Annotated in this window: 13 protein-coding genes; 11 read left to right on the top strand and 2 right to left on the bottom strand. The window is 38.1% G+C overall.

Features of this window, described 5'->3' with window-relative positions:
* Positions 1 to 15: 15 nt before the first annotated feature.
* Positions 16 to 3,942: a cobaltochelatase subunit CobN gene (gene cobN / locus AC012T_RS14915; protein WP_487059481.1), complete on the bottom strand. Its 3,927-nt coding sequence runs from the start codon at positions 3,940 to 3,942 to the stop codon at positions 16 to 18.
* A 115-nt stretch (positions 3,943 to 4,057) separates the two neighbouring features.
* On the opposite strand from cobN, the gene AC012T_RS14920 reads away from it, so the two are divergent.
* The 4 genes from AC012T_RS14920 to AC012T_RS14935 all read left to right on the top strand — a co-directional run bounded on the left by AC012T_RS14920 (position 4,058) and on the right by AC012T_RS14935 (position 11,433).
* On the top strand, positions 4,058 to 5,983 hold the full coding sequence (locus AC012T_RS14920) for a GAF domain-containing sensor histidine kinase (protein ID WP_487059483.1): 1,926 nt from the start codon (positions 4,058 to 4,060) through the stop codon (positions 5,981 to 5,983).
* A gap of 174 nt (positions 5,984 to 6,157) precedes the next feature.
* Positions 6,158 to 6,841: an N-acetylmannosamine-6-phosphate 2-epimerase gene (locus AC012T_RS14925; RefSeq protein ID WP_487059485.1), complete on the top strand. Its 684-nt coding sequence runs from the start codon at positions 6,158 to 6,160 to the stop codon at positions 6,839 to 6,841.
* A gap of 580 nt (positions 6,842 to 7,421) precedes the next feature.
* Positions 7,422 to 10,028, top strand: a complete 2,607-nt coding sequence (locus tag AC012T_RS14930) for a M10 family metallopeptidase C-terminal domain-containing protein (protein ID WP_487059487.1) — start codon at positions 7,422 to 7,424, stop codon at positions 10,026 to 10,028.
* Between the two features lie 145 nt (positions 10,029 to 10,173).
* A complete protein-coding gene (locus AC012T_RS14935) occupies positions 10,174 to 11,433 on the top strand; it encodes an ISAs1 family transposase (RefSeq protein WP_487059489.1) in 1,260 nt (419 codons plus the stop codon).
* Between the two features lie 558 nt (positions 11,434 to 11,991).
* Here the strand turns inward: AC012T_RS14935 and AC012T_RS14940 are convergent.
* A complete protein-coding gene (locus AC012T_RS14940) occupies positions 11,992 to 12,942 on the bottom strand; it encodes a hypothetical protein (RefSeq protein ID WP_487059491.1) in 951 nt (316 codons plus the stop codon).
* Between the two features lie 91 nt (positions 12,943 to 13,033).
* Between AC012T_RS14940 and AC012T_RS14945 the strand changes: the two genes are divergently transcribed.
* The 7 genes from AC012T_RS14945 (at position 13,034) to AC012T_RS14975 (ending at position 19,194) form a co-directional block, all read left to right on the top strand.
* Positions 13,034 to 13,942, top strand: a complete 909-nt coding sequence (locus AC012T_RS14945; protein WP_487059493.1) for a metallophosphoesterase — start codon at positions 13,034 to 13,036, stop codon at positions 13,940 to 13,942.
* 110 nt (positions 13,943 to 14,052) lie between these two features.
* Entirely contained in the window at positions 14,053 to 15,420 is a 1,368-nt protein-coding gene (locus tag AC012T_RS14950) for an AAA family ATPase (RefSeq protein WP_487059495.1), read from the top strand.
* Positions 15,417 to 16,058 (top strand): retron system putative HNH endonuclease, encoded by a 642-nt coding sequence (locus AC012T_RS14955; protein ID WP_487059497.1) that lies wholly within the window; start codon positions 15,417 to 15,419, stop codon positions 16,056 to 16,058. The genes AC012T_RS14950 and AC012T_RS14955 overlap by 4 nt, the downstream gene beginning before the upstream one ends.
* An 18-nt stretch (positions 16,059 to 16,076) precedes the next feature.
* Positions 16,077 to 16,364 (top strand): antibiotic biosynthesis monooxygenase family protein, encoded by a 288-nt coding sequence (locus tag AC012T_RS14960; RefSeq protein WP_487059499.1) that lies wholly within the window; start codon positions 16,077 to 16,079, stop codon positions 16,362 to 16,364.
* Between the two features lie 189 nt (positions 16,365 to 16,553).
* Entirely contained in the window at positions 16,554 to 17,129 is a 576-nt protein-coding gene (locus AC012T_RS14965) for a hypothetical protein (protein WP_487059500.1), read from the top strand.
* A gap of 136 nt (positions 17,130 to 17,265) precedes the next feature.
* The gene (locus tag AC012T_RS14970; protein WP_487059502.1) at positions 17,266 to 17,445 is read left to right on the top strand and encodes a hypothetical protein; all 180 of its coding nucleotides are present in this window, start codon (positions 17,266 to 17,268) and stop codon (positions 17,443 to 17,445) included.
* Positions 17,446 to 17,604: 159 nt separating this feature from the next.
* On the top strand, positions 17,605 to 19,194 hold the full coding sequence (locus AC012T_RS14975) for a B12-binding domain-containing radical SAM protein (RefSeq protein ID WP_487059504.1): 1,590 nt from the start codon (positions 17,605 to 17,607) through the stop codon (positions 19,192 to 19,194).
* Positions 19,195 to 19,386: the final 192 nt, after the last annotated feature.

Raw genomic sequence — 19,386 nt, forward strand, 5'->3', positions numbered from 1 at the left:
TGTTTCCTACACTAGTTATTTTTCTTCGATAGCTGCTTCTGCTTGATGTACTAAATTTCGTAAATTATCTAAAGTCTGTATATTTGCATCCTGCCATAAACCGCGCTGATGGGCTTCTAGTAGTCTTTCGGAAATATCACGCAACGCCCACGGGTTTTTGTTTTGAATGAATTCACAGACAATAGGATCTTCTAAGTATGCCTGCACAACACCCTGATACATATAATCTTCGACACATTGGGCTGTAGCATCGTAGGCGAATAAAAAATCTACTGTCGCGGCCATTTCAAATGCACCTTTATAGCCGTGACGCATCACTCCTGCAATCCATTTGGGATTAACGACACGAGAACGATAGACTCGCGCAATTTCTGTTTTGAGTTGGCGGACTTTTGGCTGGCTGGGAATAGAATTATCACCAAAATAGGTTTCGGGATTTTTACCTTGAAGAGAACGCACCGCTGCTGTTAAACCACCCTGAAATTGATAATAATCATCGGAATCGAGTAAATCGTGTTCACGGTTATCTTGATTGTGCAACACAATTTGCATTTGCTTCAAGCGTTGCTCAAAAGCTGCGGTAGAGGTGACAGGTGACAGGTGACAGGTGACAGTGTTATTTTCTGTTCCCTGACTAGAAGAATAAGCGTAAGAACTCCAGTTCATGTAAGCGCGGGCTAAGTCTTGATCATTTTGCCAGTTTTGGGATGCAATTAAGCCTTGAAGTCCTGCACCGTAAGCACCTGGTTTAGATCCAAAGACACGGTAGAGCGATCGCTCTTGTGCTGTTTCTAAACTTAAACCTTCTGTAGTCCATAAGTCCGTATCTTCACGAACTGCAACGGCTAGAGGGTTTTCTGCGGCTGGTTCATCTAATGTAGCGACTGCGGCAACTGCTTGGGAAAATAAATCTATTAAATTGGGGAAAGCATCGCGGAAAAATCCCGAAATCCTTAAGGTCACATCTACACGAGGACGACCCAAAATTGATAGAGGTAATATTTCAAAATCTACTACTCTCCTAGCTGCACCATCCCAAACAGGTTGAACTCCGAGTAAAGCCAACGCTTCAGCCATATCATCACCTCCAGTCCGCATGGTGGCAGTTCCCCATAATGATAGACCAAGGGTTTTGGGATATTCACCATGTTCTTGGGTGTAGGTTTCAATGAGGGTTTCAGCGGCTTTTCTGCCGATATCCCAGGCGGTTTCTGTGGGTATGGCGCGAATGTCAACGGCGTAAAAGTTTTTACCTGTGGGGAGGACTTCTGGCCTGCCGCGTGTGGGTGCGCCAGAAGCTGCACTGGGAATATATTTTCCATCTAGTCCGCGTAAGAAGTTGGTGATTTCTTCGTTGGTTTTTTGTAGTGCGGGGAGGAGTTTGAATTTTATCCAGTCAAGGGTTTGGGTAATTGGTAATTGGTAATTGGTAATTTTATTCTTTCTTCCTTCTCCTGACTCCTGACTCCTGACTCCTGACTCCTCAACTGCAATAATTTCTTCAACTAGAAAGGCAGCTTCTTCTTCTAGGAGTTCTACTACGTCGCCGATGATGTGGGAAGAATTAAGTCTCACGCAAAGGCGCAAAGGCGCAAAGTGGGTTGTGGGTGGGGTAAAGGACGTGCTGAAGTGGTCGGTGAGGGGGTCTATGTCTAAGCCCCATTCTTGGGCTATGGCGCGGGTAATGCCGATAGAATGGCGGTTGGGGAGACGAGCGATCGCTACTATTAAGTCTCGCAGTTGTGTACCCTGGGGACATTGACCAAAAATGTGTAAGCCGTCGCGGATTTGGGCTTCTTTGAGTTCGCACAAGTAGCCATCTAGGGAGTTTAAGATTAGGGTTTCAAAGTTGGCGATGTCTTTTTCGTCGGTAATTCCTAGGTCTTTGTAGAGATTTTCTTTGATGACTAGTTCTTGAATGCGATCGCGTATTGTTGGTAAACGGGTAGGATCTAAACTTTCGGCTTCGTAATATTCATCTATTAAATTTTCTACTTGTTGTAAAGGGCCATATAGTTCAGCGCGAGTCATTGGTGGTGTCAGATGGTCAATAATGACTGCTTGGGCGCGTCGTTTGGCTTGGGAACCTTCACCAGGATCATTGACAATAAACGGGTACAGGTGAGGCATGGCCCCAAATGCAATTTCAGGATAACAAGTATTAGATAAGGCAATACTTTTACCAGGTAGCCACTCTAAGTTTCCATGTTTGCCGACATGAGCGATCGCATCAGCACCAAAATTTTCTCTTACCCAATAATAAAACGCTAAATAAGCGTGAGTTGGTTCTAAATCCGGTGCATGATAATTCAAACTAGGGTCAAGATCATAACCCCGTGAAGGCTGAATGCCTACAAATACATTGCCAAATTGAATACCGGGAATTGCCCAATTTTGGATTTTGGATTTTGGATTTTGGATTGAATCGAAAATTGGTTCTCCCCAACGTGCAGTCATTTCTTGTTGTACAGATTCGGGTAAAGTTGCAAAATACTCTTGATATTCTTCGGCTGAAAGACTTTGCTGTACAGGTTTCCAATCTCTTCCTTCTGGATCATTGGTAACGCCAGATGTGAGAAGTTGAATTAATTCATCTCCAGTATCGGGGATATTTTCAACTTCATAACCAGCCAACTGTAAAGCTTTGAGAATTTCCACACAACTAGCGGGAGTGTCCAGTCCTACGCCATTAGCGAGACGACCATTAGTGTTGGGGTAATTTGCCAAAATTAGAGCTATGCGGCGTTCTTGGGGGGTTTTAGTGCGGAGTTTCACCCAATTTGCGGCTAGTTGAGCGACAAAATCAATGCGATCGCTCTTTGGTTCATAAACTACCACATCTGTTTCTAAATCATTATTGCGAGTTTGCAGAGTTTTAAAAGAAACAGCCCGACTAATAATTCTACCGTCAACCTCTGGTAATGCCACATTCATAGCAATATCACGAGGAGTCAAACCTTGTAACTGTGACTCCCATTGTTCAACTGAACTAGCACAAAGAATTACCTGTAAAACGGGTACATCTAATTTTTCCCAAAGTTCAATTTGTGGCGTTTCTGTTTCCAACCGTGCGAGAGAAAAACTGGTAGTATTCAGTAACAGGTCAATATGCTCAGAATCTTTTGGCTGGAAAAGCTCTTTTAACTGTTCACTCACACCAGGTTCACGTAAAGAAGAAACAAAAACTGGTATAGGTTGTAAATTTTTCTTTACCAAAGCCGCACATAAAGCATCAATAACCTTAGTATTTCCCGCCAAATAATGAGCGCGGTAAAACAAAATACCAACTTTGGGTAATGGGTAATTGGTAATGGGTAATTGGTAATGGGTAATTGGTGATTGGGAAAAATCTTCCCCTGCTTCCCCTGCTCCCCTGCTCCCTGCCCCCCTGCCTCCCCACTCATACATTCCCACACGAGGAACAGACTGCGGTGGTGGGGGATTAAAGGCTGTGGAAAGAGACGTATCAGCAATAAATTGGAGGGCATTAACAAAGTTTTCTACACCACCTTCTTTAAAATACTGCCATATTTGGTTAACAATATCCCAGGAAACGGTAGAGTGAGAAAGTAAATCGGGATCAAGAGCGTCGTCTCCTGGCATTACAATTAAAGTTGTACCTTGACGTTGTGCAATCTCCTGCACCACTTCTAAGCCATAAGCCCAATAGGAACGCCCTCCTAATAGACGCAAAACAATTACTTGAGCAAGTTCTAATACTTGTTCACCATAAGTATCTATACTTATTTGTTGCTGTAATTGCAAGAGGCTGGCGACTCTGAAGGCTGGAAATTGTGCAGGTAATTTTGTCACTGCTGCGGCTAGGGTTTGAATGTCGGTATCAGCCGCAGTAATCAACACTAAAGGAGCCGGAGTTTGTTCTAGAAAAATTAAACCTTCTGACTGATTCCATCCACCTGATGTGGCACTTATACGATGCATAATCCTGTTTTACCGCTTTAAAATGTTGGTTAGTAAATAATCAAAAAACTAGGGAACAGGATTTTAAATTACCTTTGCCCATTACCCATTAGCCCATCTCACTAGATTTTTGAAAATGCTTAGTTCTCCCGATTTGAGCTTTTCTCGCACCTTGCCTTTGAGTTTATTTAATCGGCTTGGGGAATTATTGCAGCAGATGGTTCAATCTGTAGAAAGTACTGCCTTGATACTAACAGAAGCTGTGCTGGTGCGAATTTGCATACCAGTGGAATGGCAAGAACAACGGTTTACGCTGCTGGTTTCTGAGGAATTTAGTGCGCTGTTGGTGGGTAACATAGAGGATATAGATCAGGGAAGTAGAGGATCTGAAAAACCAGGAGTTAACTCAATACTAAATGCTAGTTTGACATTTAATTCCGAAGTAATAACTTCATTTGTCTCGAAATTAAGAAATTTGCTGGAATGTGATTCTTATACATATCAAAAACTCGAAGGTTATCAGCAAATAATTGTTCCTAATAATGCCACACTTCAAAGTAAATTCACGCTATTGTTATTAGACTATCTTGTTGAGCAGCAAAATTTAGAAGCAACAGCACCAGCAAATGGTACTCAACATTATATTTGTCAGGCAGTAGAAGATGCTCTCACAAAACAAATTGCCCAGGAACGGCTGTTAAATCAGGTAACAACGCAAATTCGTAAAAGCCTAGATTTACAAGTAATTATGACAACGGTAATTACACAAGTACGTGAATTTCTGGAATTAGACAGATTAGTAATTTATAAATTTGAATCTACTAAAGTTAATAATCAACAAACATTATTGAATGTTCAAGATTCACTTAGCTCTCAATCTTTACAAGAAAACAGTCAATATTATCAGGGTTCTGTTGTTCATGAAGCCCTGGGAGAAAATACTATTTCTTCATTATTGAATTATCAGGAAGAAAGTTGTATAAAGCAAAATTCTCAATGTTGGGAAAAGTATCGCCAAGGATTTACCTTAGCCGTTGATGATGTAGAAAAGACTTATGTTCTAGAAGAGTGTTTGTTGAAATTTCTCAACAGAAGTCAAATTCGGGCGAAATTTGTAGCTCCGATTATGTTTGAAGAGAAACTCTGGGGACTGTTGATTGCTCATCAATGTCATGCTCCCCATGAGTGGACTCAAAGCGAAAAAAAATTGCTAACATCAATTGCAGAACAATTAGCGATCGCTATTCATCAAACAGAGTTAATGCGATGTCTCACCAAGGAAAAGCAAACTCTAGAACAACGAGTAATTGAACGCACAATGGCACTACGGGAGGCATTACTAGCCGCTGAAGCTGCAAGTCGTCTCAGAAGCGAATTTCTAGCGACAATCAGCCATGAACTACTTACGCCGTTAACCTATGTGATTGGGATGTCTTCTACACTGTTGCGCTGGCCTTTGGGTGAATTGAGTCAACGACAACGGAATTATTTACAAACCATTCATGATAGTGGTGAACATTTATTGGAAATGATTAATGACATCCTCGATTTATCACAAATTGAGGCTGGTAAAACCGTATTAAATATTGCTGAATTTTCTTTGGTAAAGACAGCGCAAAATACCCTAGAATCCCTGCAAGAAAAGGCTACTAGCGAAAAAATTAATCTGAAATTAGACTTGCAAATAAACCCTTTGCGCGATCGCTTTACAGCCGACTCTAGTAGAATAGAACAAATTCTCTGGAATCTATTAACTAATGCCATCAAATTCACCCCAGAAGGCGGTAGCGTCACCTTGCGTCTGTGGGTAGAAGAAAACACAGCCATCTTTCAAGTAGAAGATACTGGTATCGGCATCCCAGAAGAAAAATTACCACTAATATTTGAAAAATTTCAACAACTTGATACACCCTATCGTCGTCACTACGAAGGTACAGGCGTTGGTTTAGCTCTAACTAAACAAATTGTAGAACTCCATCGTGGTCGAATTGAAGTAGAATCTACTGTAGGTATAGGTTCAATTTTCACTGTCTGGATACCAGCCCATGCAAATGCCAATTAATACCATTAGAGAACTCCACAAAAAAGATGATCCAATCTTGTGGGATGAGCATCTTGCCCTCACGACAATGTAAAAAACCTACACCTGTGAGGGGGTTGGAGGTGGGGTTCTTCCACTATTTGGCTTGGTAATTGGTAATTAGTCAAATTATCCAAACTTAATATCAAATAACTAATGAATAATTTAATTGCAACCCTCAATAAAAGCTTAATTGTTTCCTGTCAAGCACCTACAGATTCACCATTACATGATGCTTATATCATAGCCGCAATAGCACAAGCCGCAGTTAATAATGGTGCTATCGGTGTGAGAATTGATACGCCAAATCATATCAAATCTGTCAGAGAAAAAGTACAAGTACCAATAATTGGACTTTGGAAACAAATAATAACAGGTTCAGATGTTTACATCACACCACAGTTTCATCATGCTGTTGCCGTTTCAGAAGCAGGTGCAGATATTATTGCGATAGATGCAACTACTAGAAATCGCCCTGGTGATGAAAAATTAATTGATATTATTAAACGTATTCATCAAGAATTAGGTAAACCAGTTATGGCAGATGTAGATACATTTGCAGCAGCAAAATTAGCTGTTGATGCTGGTGCTGATGTTGTCGGAACTACTCTTTTTGGTTACACTGCGGAAACCAAAAATTTTTCTCCTCCTGGCTGGGAATTACTCACACAAATAGTAGAAAATATAGATGCTTTTATAATTTGTGAAGGCGGCATTTCTTCACCAGAAATGGCAAAAAAAGCTTTAAATTTAGGTGCTAACGCTGTTGTAGTTGGTGGCGCAATTACTGGAATTGACTTGTTAGTTAAGGCTTATAATTCAGCAATTAAAACGTGCTAAATATTTACGCACCACAAGAATTGATGGAGTTTTCTTCGTTTTTCCTCTTGCATGGTTATAAGGTCAAAAAACTCGACTCTTCGGTACTTGTTATGCCAAACTATTAATTAAACATCAAAATTTCGTTAAAAAATAAGGCAAAAAACTAAAATCCACGAAAAAACTCTAAAATGTTAATAAATAAAACCTGTATTGTTTATATGGCAAGAGTTTTATGCTTTTCCTGAACTAGATTTAGCATAGGATGTACGGAAGAGCCAAAAACTCAATCATCTAGACAGCAATATTATGTTTGTAGTTATATCAACAGGACTTACGCAAAATAGAACGGAAGTAGGGGTAATTCATGAATTACCCCTACGCAAGAATCAGGTTTTGAGTTTAATCTTGCGTAAGTCCTAATCAAATAGAAAAGGACTAGAAGAAGACATAGTACTTTTTGGATTGGTTTGTACGGTTATAGCTAGATACGTTACAAACACAGCACTTTTGGGCATAATTATTTTTTCTTAGGTAAATTTGCGGAATCTGCAACCTAATTTTTGAAGATGTCTAATGTCCTGCGTACAAGTCTTATTTTATGAACCTCTTACCAAACGAAGCTTTGACTCTCACTTACATTCAATTAACAGCTTTTGCGAATTCAGACAATTTTTGGCAGATTTTAGATACTGCCTTTGGCACGCAATACAACCGTAGTACAGCCGAAATTCTGCGTTTACAGTGGCAAACTGGTGATTTTAGCCAAATTCCGCAAATAAAAATTCTTGACAGCAGCATCCTGGGAACTGCTAACGGTGCTTACGCCACCAGTACTAATAAGATTTATTTATCAGATAGCCTCTTAGCAACTACCACACTAGCAGAAGCTATTAGTGCAGTTCTGTTAGAGGAAATTGGGCATTTTGTAGATGCTCAAATTAATACTTTAGATGCACCAGGAGATGAAGGGGCAATATTTTCTGAGTTAGTCCAGGGTGACATTTTAGATGATGCAACCTTGCAAAATTTGAAAGCAGAAGATGATACGGCCTATATTACCCTCAATGGGCAAACCATTTTAGTAGAACAATTAACCTTTACCGGAACTAACAGTAATGATACTCTAACAGGAGGTTCTGGAAATGATGAATTGTATGGTTTAGCTGGTAATGATTCACTCTCTGGACAAGGTGGAAATGATCAATTATTTGGGGGTTTGGGAAATGACACCTTAACAGGAGGAACGGGTAATGATCAATTTGTTCTTGAATACTTCCAAGCTTCTAGTACCCTCACACTCAACGAAGATATAGTTACAGATTTTGTAAAAGGACAAGACAAAATAGATTTGAGTAGTATTGGTATCGCTGACTTTAATACCATTTCACTACTCACCAATGATGATAATGCAGGAAACGCTGTAATTGCTGTTCGTTATTACAACTCAACCAATAGTAATTATGGCTATAGAATGAAGATCAATGGTATTAGTAAAAATCAATTACAAGCCAGTGATTTTAACTTCTATACCACCTCTACTAATGATACTATTACTGGTACAAATGCCAGTGATGACTTATTTGGTGGCTTCGGTAATGACACCATACAAGGTCAAAATGGTGATGACCGATTATTTGGTGAACAAGGAAATGACCAATTATTCGGTGGGTTCGGTAATGATACCCTGTATGGTGGAGATGGGTCTGATAGCTTTGTTGTAGAATATTTCCAAGGTTCTAGTACACTGACAATAAATGAAGATATAGTCGCTGATTTTATCCAGGGACAAGATAAAATTGATTTGAGAACTCTGGGCATTAGTGACATTAATACTATCACACTCCTTACCAGTGATGATAATGCTGGCAATGCTGTCATCAAAGCTCGTTATTTCAACTCAACTAATACCATCTATGGCTATAGTACAAAAATCAATGGTATTAGTAAAACTCAATTACAAGCTAGTGATTTTCTCTTCAATGTCGCTGCTAATAATGATAGTATCACTGGTTCTAATGCCAGCGATGATTTATTTGGTGGTTTGGGTAACGACACCATACAAGGTCAAAATGGTGATGACCGATTATTTGGTGAACAAGGAAATGATCAATTATTGGGTGGGTTTGGTAATGATACCCTTTATGGTGGAGAAGATTCTGATAGCTTTGTTGTAGAGTATTTCCAAGGTTCTAGTACACTGACAATAAATGAAGATATAGTCGCTGATTTCATCTTAGGACAAGATAAAATTGATCTGAGAACTCTTGGTATTAGTGACTTTGATACTATCTCACTGCTCACAAATAATGATAATGCTGGTAATGCGATAATTCAAGTTCGTTATTTCAACTCAACTAATCCCATCTATGGCTATAGCACAAAAATCAATGGTATTAGTAAAACTCAATTACAAGCTAGTGATTTTCTCTTCAATGTTGCTGCTAATAATGATAGCATTACTGGTACAAATGCCAGTGATGATTTATTTGGTGGTTTGGGTAACGATTCTCTACAAGGTAGTGGTGGAAATGACCGATTATTTGGTGAACAGGGTGATGATATATTAACAGGTGGAGTTGGTAATGATACTCTCTATGGTGGTTTAGGAAATGATACTGCTGTTTATTCTGGTACTTTTTCCCAATATCAAATTACCAACAATAATGGAGTATTTACTATCACAGATACAGTTAGTAATCGTGATGGTATAGATACTTTATATAATATTCAGAAATTACAATTTTCCGATCAACTTGTTACTATTGACGATGGAGAAAATACGCCATCTGTAAATATCAACCTCAGCAAAAAACAAACAGTAGTAGAAGGTAGAACCAACCCCCAAAATGTTGTTTATACCGTCACTTTAGATGACACAAGTACCCAAACTATCACCGTTGAATATGCCACATCTGATATCCAAGCAAAAGCAGGTTCAGACTACACCAGCACCAGTGGAACATTAACATTTAACCCAGGGGAAACCAGTAAAACCATTAGTATTCCCATCATTAATAATTCCGTTCATGAAGCAAACGAAACCTTTTTACTCACCCTTAATAATCCTACTAATGCTAATTTAGGAACAGCTAGTAGTGTAATTACAACTATTACTGATACCCTGAGTTCTTCCACTACCACTACCTTACCCACAGGAGTAGAAAACCTAACTTTATCGGGTAAAAATGCCATTAATGCAGGGTAAGCTCATCTAATTTGGTATAGTATGAACTTGACAAAATGACTAAGATAAGCATAAGCAAAGGGATAAAAAATACACTTGACAGCAGAGCAAAAGACATGGGATGAAAGCAATGCAATCGCTCTGAAAACACCGGGAAAGAAACTTTATGTCGGCAGGATTTGAAACTAAATCAAGTGATTCCAAGAAGAGAAATTGCCGTCAGTCAAAGCCAGTACAGGTGGCATCCATAGAAGCAATTCAAAAGAGTTTAGTCGAGAATTTTGGAGACATCAAAGACCCAAGAGTAGAGCGAACAAAGAAACATCAACTTACAGATATCCTGGTGATTGCAATTCTGGCAGTGATAGGAGGAGCGCAAGGATGGGAAGACATAGAGAACTACGGCATCAGCAAGCAGGAGTGGTTGGAAGAGTTTTTAGAACTACCAAATGGCATCCCCTCAGATGACACATTCCGAAGGGTATTTGAGTTCATTAACCCTGAAGAATTAAATCGTTGTTTCAGCAGATGGATAGAAAGCCTAGTCACAAACATGGGAGGAGAGATAATTCCCATAGATGGGAAGACCATTAGGGGTTCTTACAACCGAAATCAAGGGAAATCAGCACTGCACGTTGTTAGTGCCTGGGCAAGTGAACAGAATTTGGTCTTGGCACAGATGAAAGTGGAAGATAAATCCAATGAGATTACAGCAATTCCGGCATTATTAGAATTATTGGATATGACAGGAGCTATTATCACTATTGATGCAATGGGGACTCAAACTGAGATTGCCAAAAAGATTATTGATAAAAAAGCAGATTATGTTTTAGCACTCAAGGCAAATCATCCAACTCTCTATAATCAGGTAAAACAATGGTTTGAAACATCATCTACACAGGATTTTCAAGGCATTGATGTCAGTTACGATCACCGCATTGAGAAAGGACATCACCGCACGGAAATCCGTCAAGTTTGGTCTGTTCCTATTTCGGCTGTTGGTGAACTTTACCAACCCAAAATCTGGGCTGGACTTCAAACTGTAGTCATGGTTGTTCGGGAGCGTCGTCTTTGGAATAAAACTACTCGTGAAGTTCAATTTTATCTCTCTTCTTTACCCAGTGATGCTCAACTTTTAGGTCGGGCTATCCGTAAACACTGGGGGATTGAAAACCAAGCTCATTGGACTCTTGATTGCACTTTTGCTGAGGATTCCTGCCGTATTCGCTCTTTCCATAGTCCCCGTAATTTTGCTCTTTTACGGCGCATTGCTCTCAATGCTCTCAATCGCGAACAAACTTACAAACGTAGTCTCCGCCAAAAAATGAAACGCACTGGTATGGACAACAATTACATGATTCAAGTTCTCAGTTGTTGTTTTCTTGACTCTACATTAGATTCCTCACATCCCTTATGTCAAGCCTAATTGAGATGCTCTTACCCTGCTAAAATAGGCAATTCTGCGATTACTTTGAGTGGTAGTGATTTTAGTGTGATTGCTTAGTTTTTTGATTGATTTTTTGTATTGCGGGCATCTTGCCAGTTTTTTTCAGTGGTTTAATTTACCTTAGTTTTTAAGTGGTCTATGAAAACAAGATTTGGTATGAGTACCGTTTTTTTATGAAGATGTGCTATGTGCTGTATTCCTGAGTGTAGAAACGTTATATAGCAATCCTAAATAGGATATGAACACCTCTTTTTTCTACCTCTGCGCTCTCTTCCTCTTGTGTGGTTCGTTTTAAAAATTCCGTTCATAAATCAAATAGGATTGCTATATATACAGCGTATTGCTTTGTTATGAGGTACATTAGATCCCCCTCATCGCTTCCGGTGAACCAGCCATGTAGGCGGGTTTCCCACCGTAGGTGACTGGTGTATCCCTTACGGGAGCCGGAGGCATCACCCGAAGGGGGAGGGGGTTGGGGTTCTTGTACCTCATGACACCGGGAAGTGCTGTAAGTCTACACATTTGGGATTCTTCCTACTACAAAAGACTTTTACTTTTGATTTCTGACTTCTGAATTGTGTTGTATTTATTATTTCGTCGTTTAAAAATCACCATTTCATTACCCACCACTGGACTACGCGCTATTAAATTATCCTGATCATCAACAATTTCTAAATGACTAAAATCTAATTCTTGAGAACGTTGTAATATATCTGCCATTAATTTATTTTGTTGTAATACTTCCAAACTATACCAATTATTATTAATTTTAACAGTTAAATCACTGCTACGAAAATTCGCCTGAATAGATTTTATCAAGTTAGTATAAATAATTTCTTTTCCATCACTTTCTGTAGGAACACTAATTTCTGCTAATTGATTTTCAATAGCCACAATTAAAGCTTGTTCAGGTGTTAATTCTATAACTGGTGTCGGTTCTGGTTCAGGTTTTATTTCTGGTGTCGGTTCTGGTTCAGGACTTATTTCTGGTGTCGGTTCTGGTTCAGGACTTATTTCTGGTGTCGGTTCTGGTTCAGATTTTATTTCTGGTGTCGGTTCTGGTTCAATTACAGTTGACGTAGGTGTGGGAAGTTCTTCAACTGGAGGAAGTGTTGCTATTTCAGCAGGTTTAGAACTAAAAATAGTTACAGAAGTTGTCAAAACTATCACCGCAGTTATTACCGCAAAAATTCCCGCCAGAACTGTATCTGATAGATTGTTAGAAACATTTGATGGTAAAAACAAGCGAAATGTTCTTAAAAATCCATCCCAACTCAATAAAAGCCGTTGTAAGATATTAGGCTTTATCTCAGTACTAGAAGGCTGTTCTGTCTCCAGTTTCACTAATGTGTTTTCTAAAATCCCAATTGTTCCCCTCAGAAATTGGATAATTGTCACCTTCCAAATTGGCTGGTTTTTCTGATAAGGTTTTTGAGAAGGTTGAATTTCTCTCTCACCTCTTGGTTTTTGCTGCTTATCTTGTGACATGGAACTTTCACCCAGATTAACGAATCAAAGATACAGACAATAGATTCTGACTATTGCAGTCTATTGTGCCATTTATTGAACTTAGTGATTTATGCAACTCAAACGTCGTCAATTTTTGTTTTTAGGTAGTCTTAGTGCTATTAGTACAGGATTTCTAGGTTGGAAATTATTTGGTCAAAATGCTGAAAATTCCCTTTTAGAACCAGCAATAGCCGCTAACCCAGCTAAAAAAGACTGGTTATTGCGTTTTGTATCTGTAGCTGATACAGGAACTGGTGCTAAAGGTCAGTATTCTGTAGCTAAAGCAATGAATTTTTATCACCAGAAAAATCCATATCATCTAGTAGTTTTAGCTGGTGATAACATTTATAACAACGGCGAAATTGAGAAAATAAATGCAGTTTTTGAGCGTCCTTATCAACCGTTGCTTCAAAAAGGTGTGAAGTTTCATGCTTGTTTAGGTAATCACGATATCCGTACTGATAATGGTGTTCCCCAAGTCAAATATGCTGGCTTTAATATGAAGGGACGTTATTATACATTTGGTCAAGATAAAATTCAGTTTTTTGCGTTAGATACTAATGGTAATGCTGATTGGAAAAATCAGCTAGTTTGGTTAGAGAAAGAATTAAGTTTAAGTAAAGCTGACTGGAAAGTTGTTTTTGGTCATCATCCGATTTATTCATCTGGCCAATATGGGAGTAATTCAAAGTTTATTAAAACTTTTACTCCTTTGTTTCAAAAATACAATGTTCAACTTTATATCAATGGTCATGAACACAATTATGAACGCACTCGTTCTATTAATGGGACGAGTTATTTAATTTGTGGTGCTGGTGCAGGTAATCGTCCTGTTGGTCGTTCTGAGTGGACTGAATATTCGACTAGTAATTTGAGTTTTGCGGCTTATGATGTGTATGCAGATAGAATTGAAGTGAGTGGTATTGGTACTGATAATCGTGTTTTTGATCAGGGTGTGATTAAGTTGAGGAGTGTTTAGATATGGAGGTTTTTTCTCACGCAGAGGCGCAGAGGCACAGAAATGAGGAATGATTGAGATGTGTTTAGAAAATTAATTGGATTAAAGTTATGAGGGTTAAGCAGCTCAAAATGCAATCTTTTCGCGGTATTGGCGATTTGACTTTGGATTTTGATGAAAAAGAACCAACGGTACTTGTTGGTATTAATGGTGTGGGTAAATCAAGTATCCTTGATTGTCTTGCGATTTTGTTGTCACCGTTTGCTGGACGGATTCAAAACACTACTAAATTTGTACGTGATTTAAGCAATGAAGACATAACTAATAGATACGATGAAACTCAGAATGAAATTACTGTTTCAGCTAATATTCAGCAAGAATTTACATGGCTTTTGAAATGGAAAAAAGGTGAAGACGATGAAATTTTAAAGCTACTTATGCCTTTAATAAATGAAGTAAGAAGCAATAATAAAGGTGCAAATCAAGATGATTCACTTAAATTATTACTTAAAATAATCCAAGAGAGTAACGAGAATAAAATTGATGATAAAATAGTAAAAAGAATTGAGAGAGCATATTTATTAGGGAATACCATTGATTCTTTATTTTATAATTTACATGAAAATAATAAAGGTAATATTTTATTGGTTTATTATCCCGCATATCGTGGATTTATTGATATTAATTTAGAAGTTTCAAATCAGCCTGAATTCCAAGAAACAGATGCCTATGAACAAGCACTTACAGGAGGAAGAATTGATTTTGGAATATTTTTTCAATGGTTTAGAAATAGAGAAGATTTAGAAAGTGAGTTACTTCGAGATAATCGTGATTATCGAGACAAGCAATTAGAAGCTGTGAAAGTCGCTATATCTTCATTAATGCCAGGTTTTTCTAAATTGAGAGTACGTCGTTCTCCTCTGAGGATGACTTTACAAAAAAATGATGAAGAACTTATAATCAATCAATTATCTGATGGTGAAAAATGCTTATTAGCAATGGTGGGAGATTTAGCCAGACGTTTAGCAATTGCTAATCCAGGTTTAGAAAATCCACTTCAAGGTTTTGGTGTTGTTTTAATTGATGAAATTGAACTACATTTACACCCAAAATGGCAAAGAGAAATTATTCCAGCTTTAACCAGAACATTTCCAAATTGTCAATTTATTGTTACTACTCATTCACCCCAGGTAATTAGTGAAGTAAAACCTGAAGGAATTTATATTTTAAAAAAAACAGATAATGGTATTATTGCTGTGCGTCCTGAAAGTTCTTATGGTAGAGATAGTAATCAAATTCTAGAAGATTTAATGGGTGTTCCCAAACGTCCACAAGAATTTCAAGATAGTTTACATCAGTTATTTCAATTAATTGAGGAAGGAAATCTGGATGGTGCTAGGCAATTATCTCAACAAATTGCTGATATCATGGGAGAAAGTGAGCCAGAATTAGTAAAAGCGCGTGTATCTATTAAAAGAAAAGAGATTTTGAAACGGTGAAATATATCAATAAAAGTGAGGAACCAGAAAGCTTTACTACTTGGAAAGAGTTGGAAAATGATGAGTGGAAACCAAGCTGGAATAATTTTAGCAAACCTCAAAAAACGGATGTTCATAATTCCTTGTTACAAGAACAAGGTTGTATTTGCTGTTACTGTGGTAGGTTAATTACTATTGATAGTAGCCATATTGAACATTTGCAACCAAGAACAACTTATCCTCAATTATCTCTAGATTACACAAATTTACTTGCATCATGCCAAAAAGATACTGTACCCAAAGAACCTTTACATTGTGGTAAGAAAAAAGATAAATGGTATGATAAAAAGTTAATGGTTTCACCATTAGATATTAACTGTGGTGAGTTTTTTAGATATACAGAAGATGGACAAATTTTATCAACGGAAAATCCAGATAAAGCACTTGCTGCTCAAACAACTATTGATAAACTTGACCTCAATATTGATAAGCTTAAAAAAATGCGTGTTGGCGCAATAGAAGCAATTTTAGAAGGTTTAGAAGATTTGACAAATGATGAGAGAGAAATCCTATTTCAACGCTTTAGTCAATCTGATGGAAATGGTCAAAATGAAGAGTTTTGTGCTGCAATAGTATATATCCTTAAACAATATATTTAATCATTAACTGATAATTTGATGATTCTTGAAGCTGTAATGCTTAATGTTAAATCGGGAATGGAATCTGATTTTGAATCTACTTTTAAAAAAGCTGCCGCTATTATTTCATCAATGAATGGATATTTATCCCATGCACTTCATAAATGTATAGAAGTCAAAGGCAAATATTTATTACTTGTTAAATGGGAAACTTTAGAAGCTCATACTGTGGGATTTAGAGGTTCTGTTGAGTATCAAGAATGGAAGAAACTTCTTCACCATTTTTATGAACCATTTCCCACTGTTGAACATTTCGAGGAAATTTAAACTAAATATAATGATCAGTTTGATACTATTATTGTAGCCATAAAAATAATTTATATATCAAAATTACATATTTTAAATGTAAAGTACGGTAATATATAGGATACAAAAATAAAGTACTGACCATTCAATTAGATCATTGGAATTTTGAGGATATTTTAATAAACACAACATAGCTAGAGGTAAAATTAAATGGCTGTAGAACATATTAATAGAAAAGGTAAGAAATATTATCTCCATCAAGGTACTACTAAAACAGGGAAACCAAAATATTTCTTTTCTATGAAAAATGAAGGTACTCTGGTTACAAGCATACCAGATGGCTTTGAAATATATGAAAATCCTAACGCTCAGGTTTTTTTACAAAGAATCCAACCCAAACTTATTACCGATGATGAAGTAGCCACTGTAGAGTCAGGAATGAAGAAATTCTCTAGCTTACAGTACTATCAAATAAACGTAAAGAAAAACACAATTTATGTTTATACTCCCGACCAGAATGTAACTAATCTAACAAGACTATACTCGTCTCACCCATTAGCAGAAGCTAAATATATACAGGATAATATTTCTCAATCTATATCTTATTCATCAATGCTGCGATTTATTCTTTGTGATGAAAAGGAGCGAATATTTCAAACTGAGAGATTTTGCTTTTTAGGCTCGATTGATGATTGGATAAACATAGGATCTCCAGATACTCTCCAGAAACTCATCGAAAAATATGTAAAACATTTAGACAAAGAATCTTTCTATGAATTACATTAAATAATTTGATGCAATTTCTTGTATCAGCGCACTTCTCTCTTAACAATGCTGAATTAATTTATCTAGTTATGGATCAGCAATTTCTATCAATCCTGCATGGGTAATTGAAAATTACCGTTTTCGTGCTGAAAAAATTATGGATGCAGGAAAATCAGAATATTATCGTGATTCAGTTGAGTGGTTGAAAAAAGCTCGTGCTGCCTATTTGGCATCGAATCAGCAAGCTGAATGGAAAAAATATTATCACCAGTTGATGGAAATTCACGGTCGTAAGCGTAAATTGATGGAATTGTTAAGGCAAAAAGTTATGGGGTAAAATGATGCAGTTTAACAACAAAGACACCAGTAATTATCCTATAATTCAGATAAACAACTTTTCACTGCATTGTTATACAAGTGCGAACAATATTCCGCTATTTTCAGTCTTTGTTTAAAATAAACCTACAAGCAAAATTCAGGGTTTGCAATTAAGATAATGAATGTTTTACTTATATATCCTCTGTTTCCAAAAAGTTTTTGGTCTTTTGAAAAAACACTGGCTCTGCTAGACCGTAAGGCGATGTTACCACCTTTAGGTTTGGTGACAGTAGCAGCAATTTTACCCCAAGAATGGAAATTTAAGCTGGTAGACCGGAATATTCGCGACATCACAGAAGCAGAATGGGCTTGGGCTGATTTGGTGATTTTATCAGCGATGATTGTCCAAAAAGAGGATTTGCTCGCACAAATTCAAGAAGCGAAACGACGCGGTAAGCGTGTGGCTGTGGGTGGACCTTATCCGACGGCGTTACCCAACGAAGTTACAGATGTGGGTGCAGATTATTTGATTTTGGATGAGGGAGAAATTACCTTACCATTATTTGTAGATGCCATAAATCGCGGTGAGTCTACAGGGATGTTTCGTTCTGGTGGTGAAAAGCCAGATGTCAGCACTACTCCCATTCCTCGCTTTGACTTGCTAGAGTTTGATGCTTACGCGGAAATGTCGGTGCAGTTTTCCCGTGGTTGTCCCTTCCAATGCGAATTCTGCGATATTATCGTCCTCTATGGTCGCAAACCCCGCACCAAGACACCAGCCCAACTCCTCGCAGAACTTGATTATCTCTACGAATTGGGTTGGCGACGCAGTATCTTTATGGTAGATGATAACTTCATTGGCAATAAGCGCAACGTCAAATTATTCTTGAAAGAATTAGAACCTTGGATGGTTGCACATCACTATCCTTTCTCCTTTGCGACAGAAGCTTCCGTTGATTTAGCCCAAGATCAAGAATTGATGGATGCAATGGTAAGGTGTAATTTCGGTTCTGTGTTCCTCGGTATTGAAACCCCAGACGAAGAAAGCCTCGCTTTTACTCAAAAATTCCAAAATACGCGAGATTCTCTCAGTGAAGCGGTACACAAAATTACACGCTCTGGGTTGCGAGTCATGGCAGGTTTCATCATTGGATTTGATGGCGAAAAAACAGGTGCTGGGGGCAGAATCGTTAAATTTGTGGAACAGACATCAATCCCCACTGCCTTATTTAGTATGCTCCAAGCCCTGCCTGATACAGCATTGTGGCATAGATTAGCAAAGGAAAACCGACTCCGCAGTAAATCGGCAAATATCAATCAAACCACATTGATGAATTTTGTCCCTACCCGGCCTTTACCAGAAATTGCCAGCGAATATGTAGAAGCGTTTTGGGAACTATACGAACCATCTCGGTTTTTAGATCGTGCTTACCGACACTTCCGCATTTTAGGCGAAGCAACTTACCCGAAAAAGGGCAAAGGTGCTAAAAAACCATTGAATTGGAAAGTATTACGGGCGCTGTTGACTATTTGCTGGCGACAAGGTGCTTTACGTAATACCCGTTGGCAATTCTGGCGCAATCTGTGGAATATGTACAAACATAATCCTGGTGGTATCAGTAGTTATTTAGCCGTTTGCGCTCAAATTGAGCATTTTATGGAATATCGTCAGATTGTCCGCGATGAAATTGAGGCGCAAGTGGCTGAGTTTTTGGTAGCAGAAGCTGAGGTAAAACTGGAAGAGGAAAAAGCGCAAGTTTTAGTTTAGCTAACTCTTCCGTCTCTGCTGGGGTAGGTATTCTTGGACTGAGCAGTTCGACAAGCTCACTGTAAGACCTGTCGAAGTCTCACCTGCCCTGGAAACTGCTAGAAAAGTGTAAGAATTCAGGAGTCAGAATAATTGTCAAGCCAGTAATTCACTGATTCGAGATTTTTTCAAAAATATCCAGTATGATGTTCA

It is taken from the genome of Anabaena sp. EIM26, assembly GCF_057568715.1.

Coding starts and splice junctions, on each gene's coding strand:
- AC012T_RS14970 (WP_487059502.1), top strand. CDS start 17,266: ATGGATGCAGGAAAATCAGAATATTATCGTGATTCAGTTGAGTGGTTG.
- AC012T_RS14975 (WP_487059504.1), top strand. CDS start 17,605: ATGAATGTTTTACTTATATATCCTCTGTTTCCAAAAAGTTTTTGGTCT.
- AC012T_RS14925 (WP_487059485.1), top strand. CDS start 6,158: ATGAATAATTTAATTGCAACCCTCAATAAAAGCTTAATTGTTTCCTGT.
- AC012T_RS14930 (WP_487059487.1), top strand. CDS start 7,422: ATGAACCTCTTACCAAACGAAGCTTTGACTCTCACTTACATTCAATTA.
- AC012T_RS14965 (WP_487059500.1), top strand. CDS start 16,554: ATGGCTGTAGAACATATTAATAGAAAAGGTAAGAAATATTATCTCCAT.
- AC012T_RS14945 (WP_487059493.1), top strand. CDS start 13,034: ATGCAACTCAAACGTCGTCAATTTTTGTTTTTAGGTAGTCTTAGTGCT.
- AC012T_RS14950 (WP_487059495.1), top strand. CDS start 14,053: ATGCAATCTTTTCGCGGTATTGGCGATTTGACTTTGGATTTTGATGAA.
- cobN (WP_487059481.1), bottom strand. CDS start 3,942: ATGCATCGTATAAGTGCCACATCAGGTGGATGGAATCAGTCAGAAGGT.
- AC012T_RS14920 (WP_487059483.1), top strand. CDS start 4,058: ATGCTTAGTTCTCCCGATTTGAGCTTTTCTCGCACCTTGCCTTTGAGT.
- AC012T_RS14960 (WP_487059499.1), top strand. CDS start 16,077: ATGATTCTTGAAGCTGTAATGCTTAATGTTAAATCGGGAATGGAATCT.
- AC012T_RS14935 (WP_487059489.1), top strand. CDS start 10,174: ATGTCGGCAGGATTTGAAACTAAATCAAGTGATTCCAAGAAGAGAAAT.
- AC012T_RS14940 (WP_487059491.1), bottom strand. CDS start 12,942: ATGTCACAAGATAAGCAGCAAAAACCAAGAGGTGAGAGAGAAATTCAA.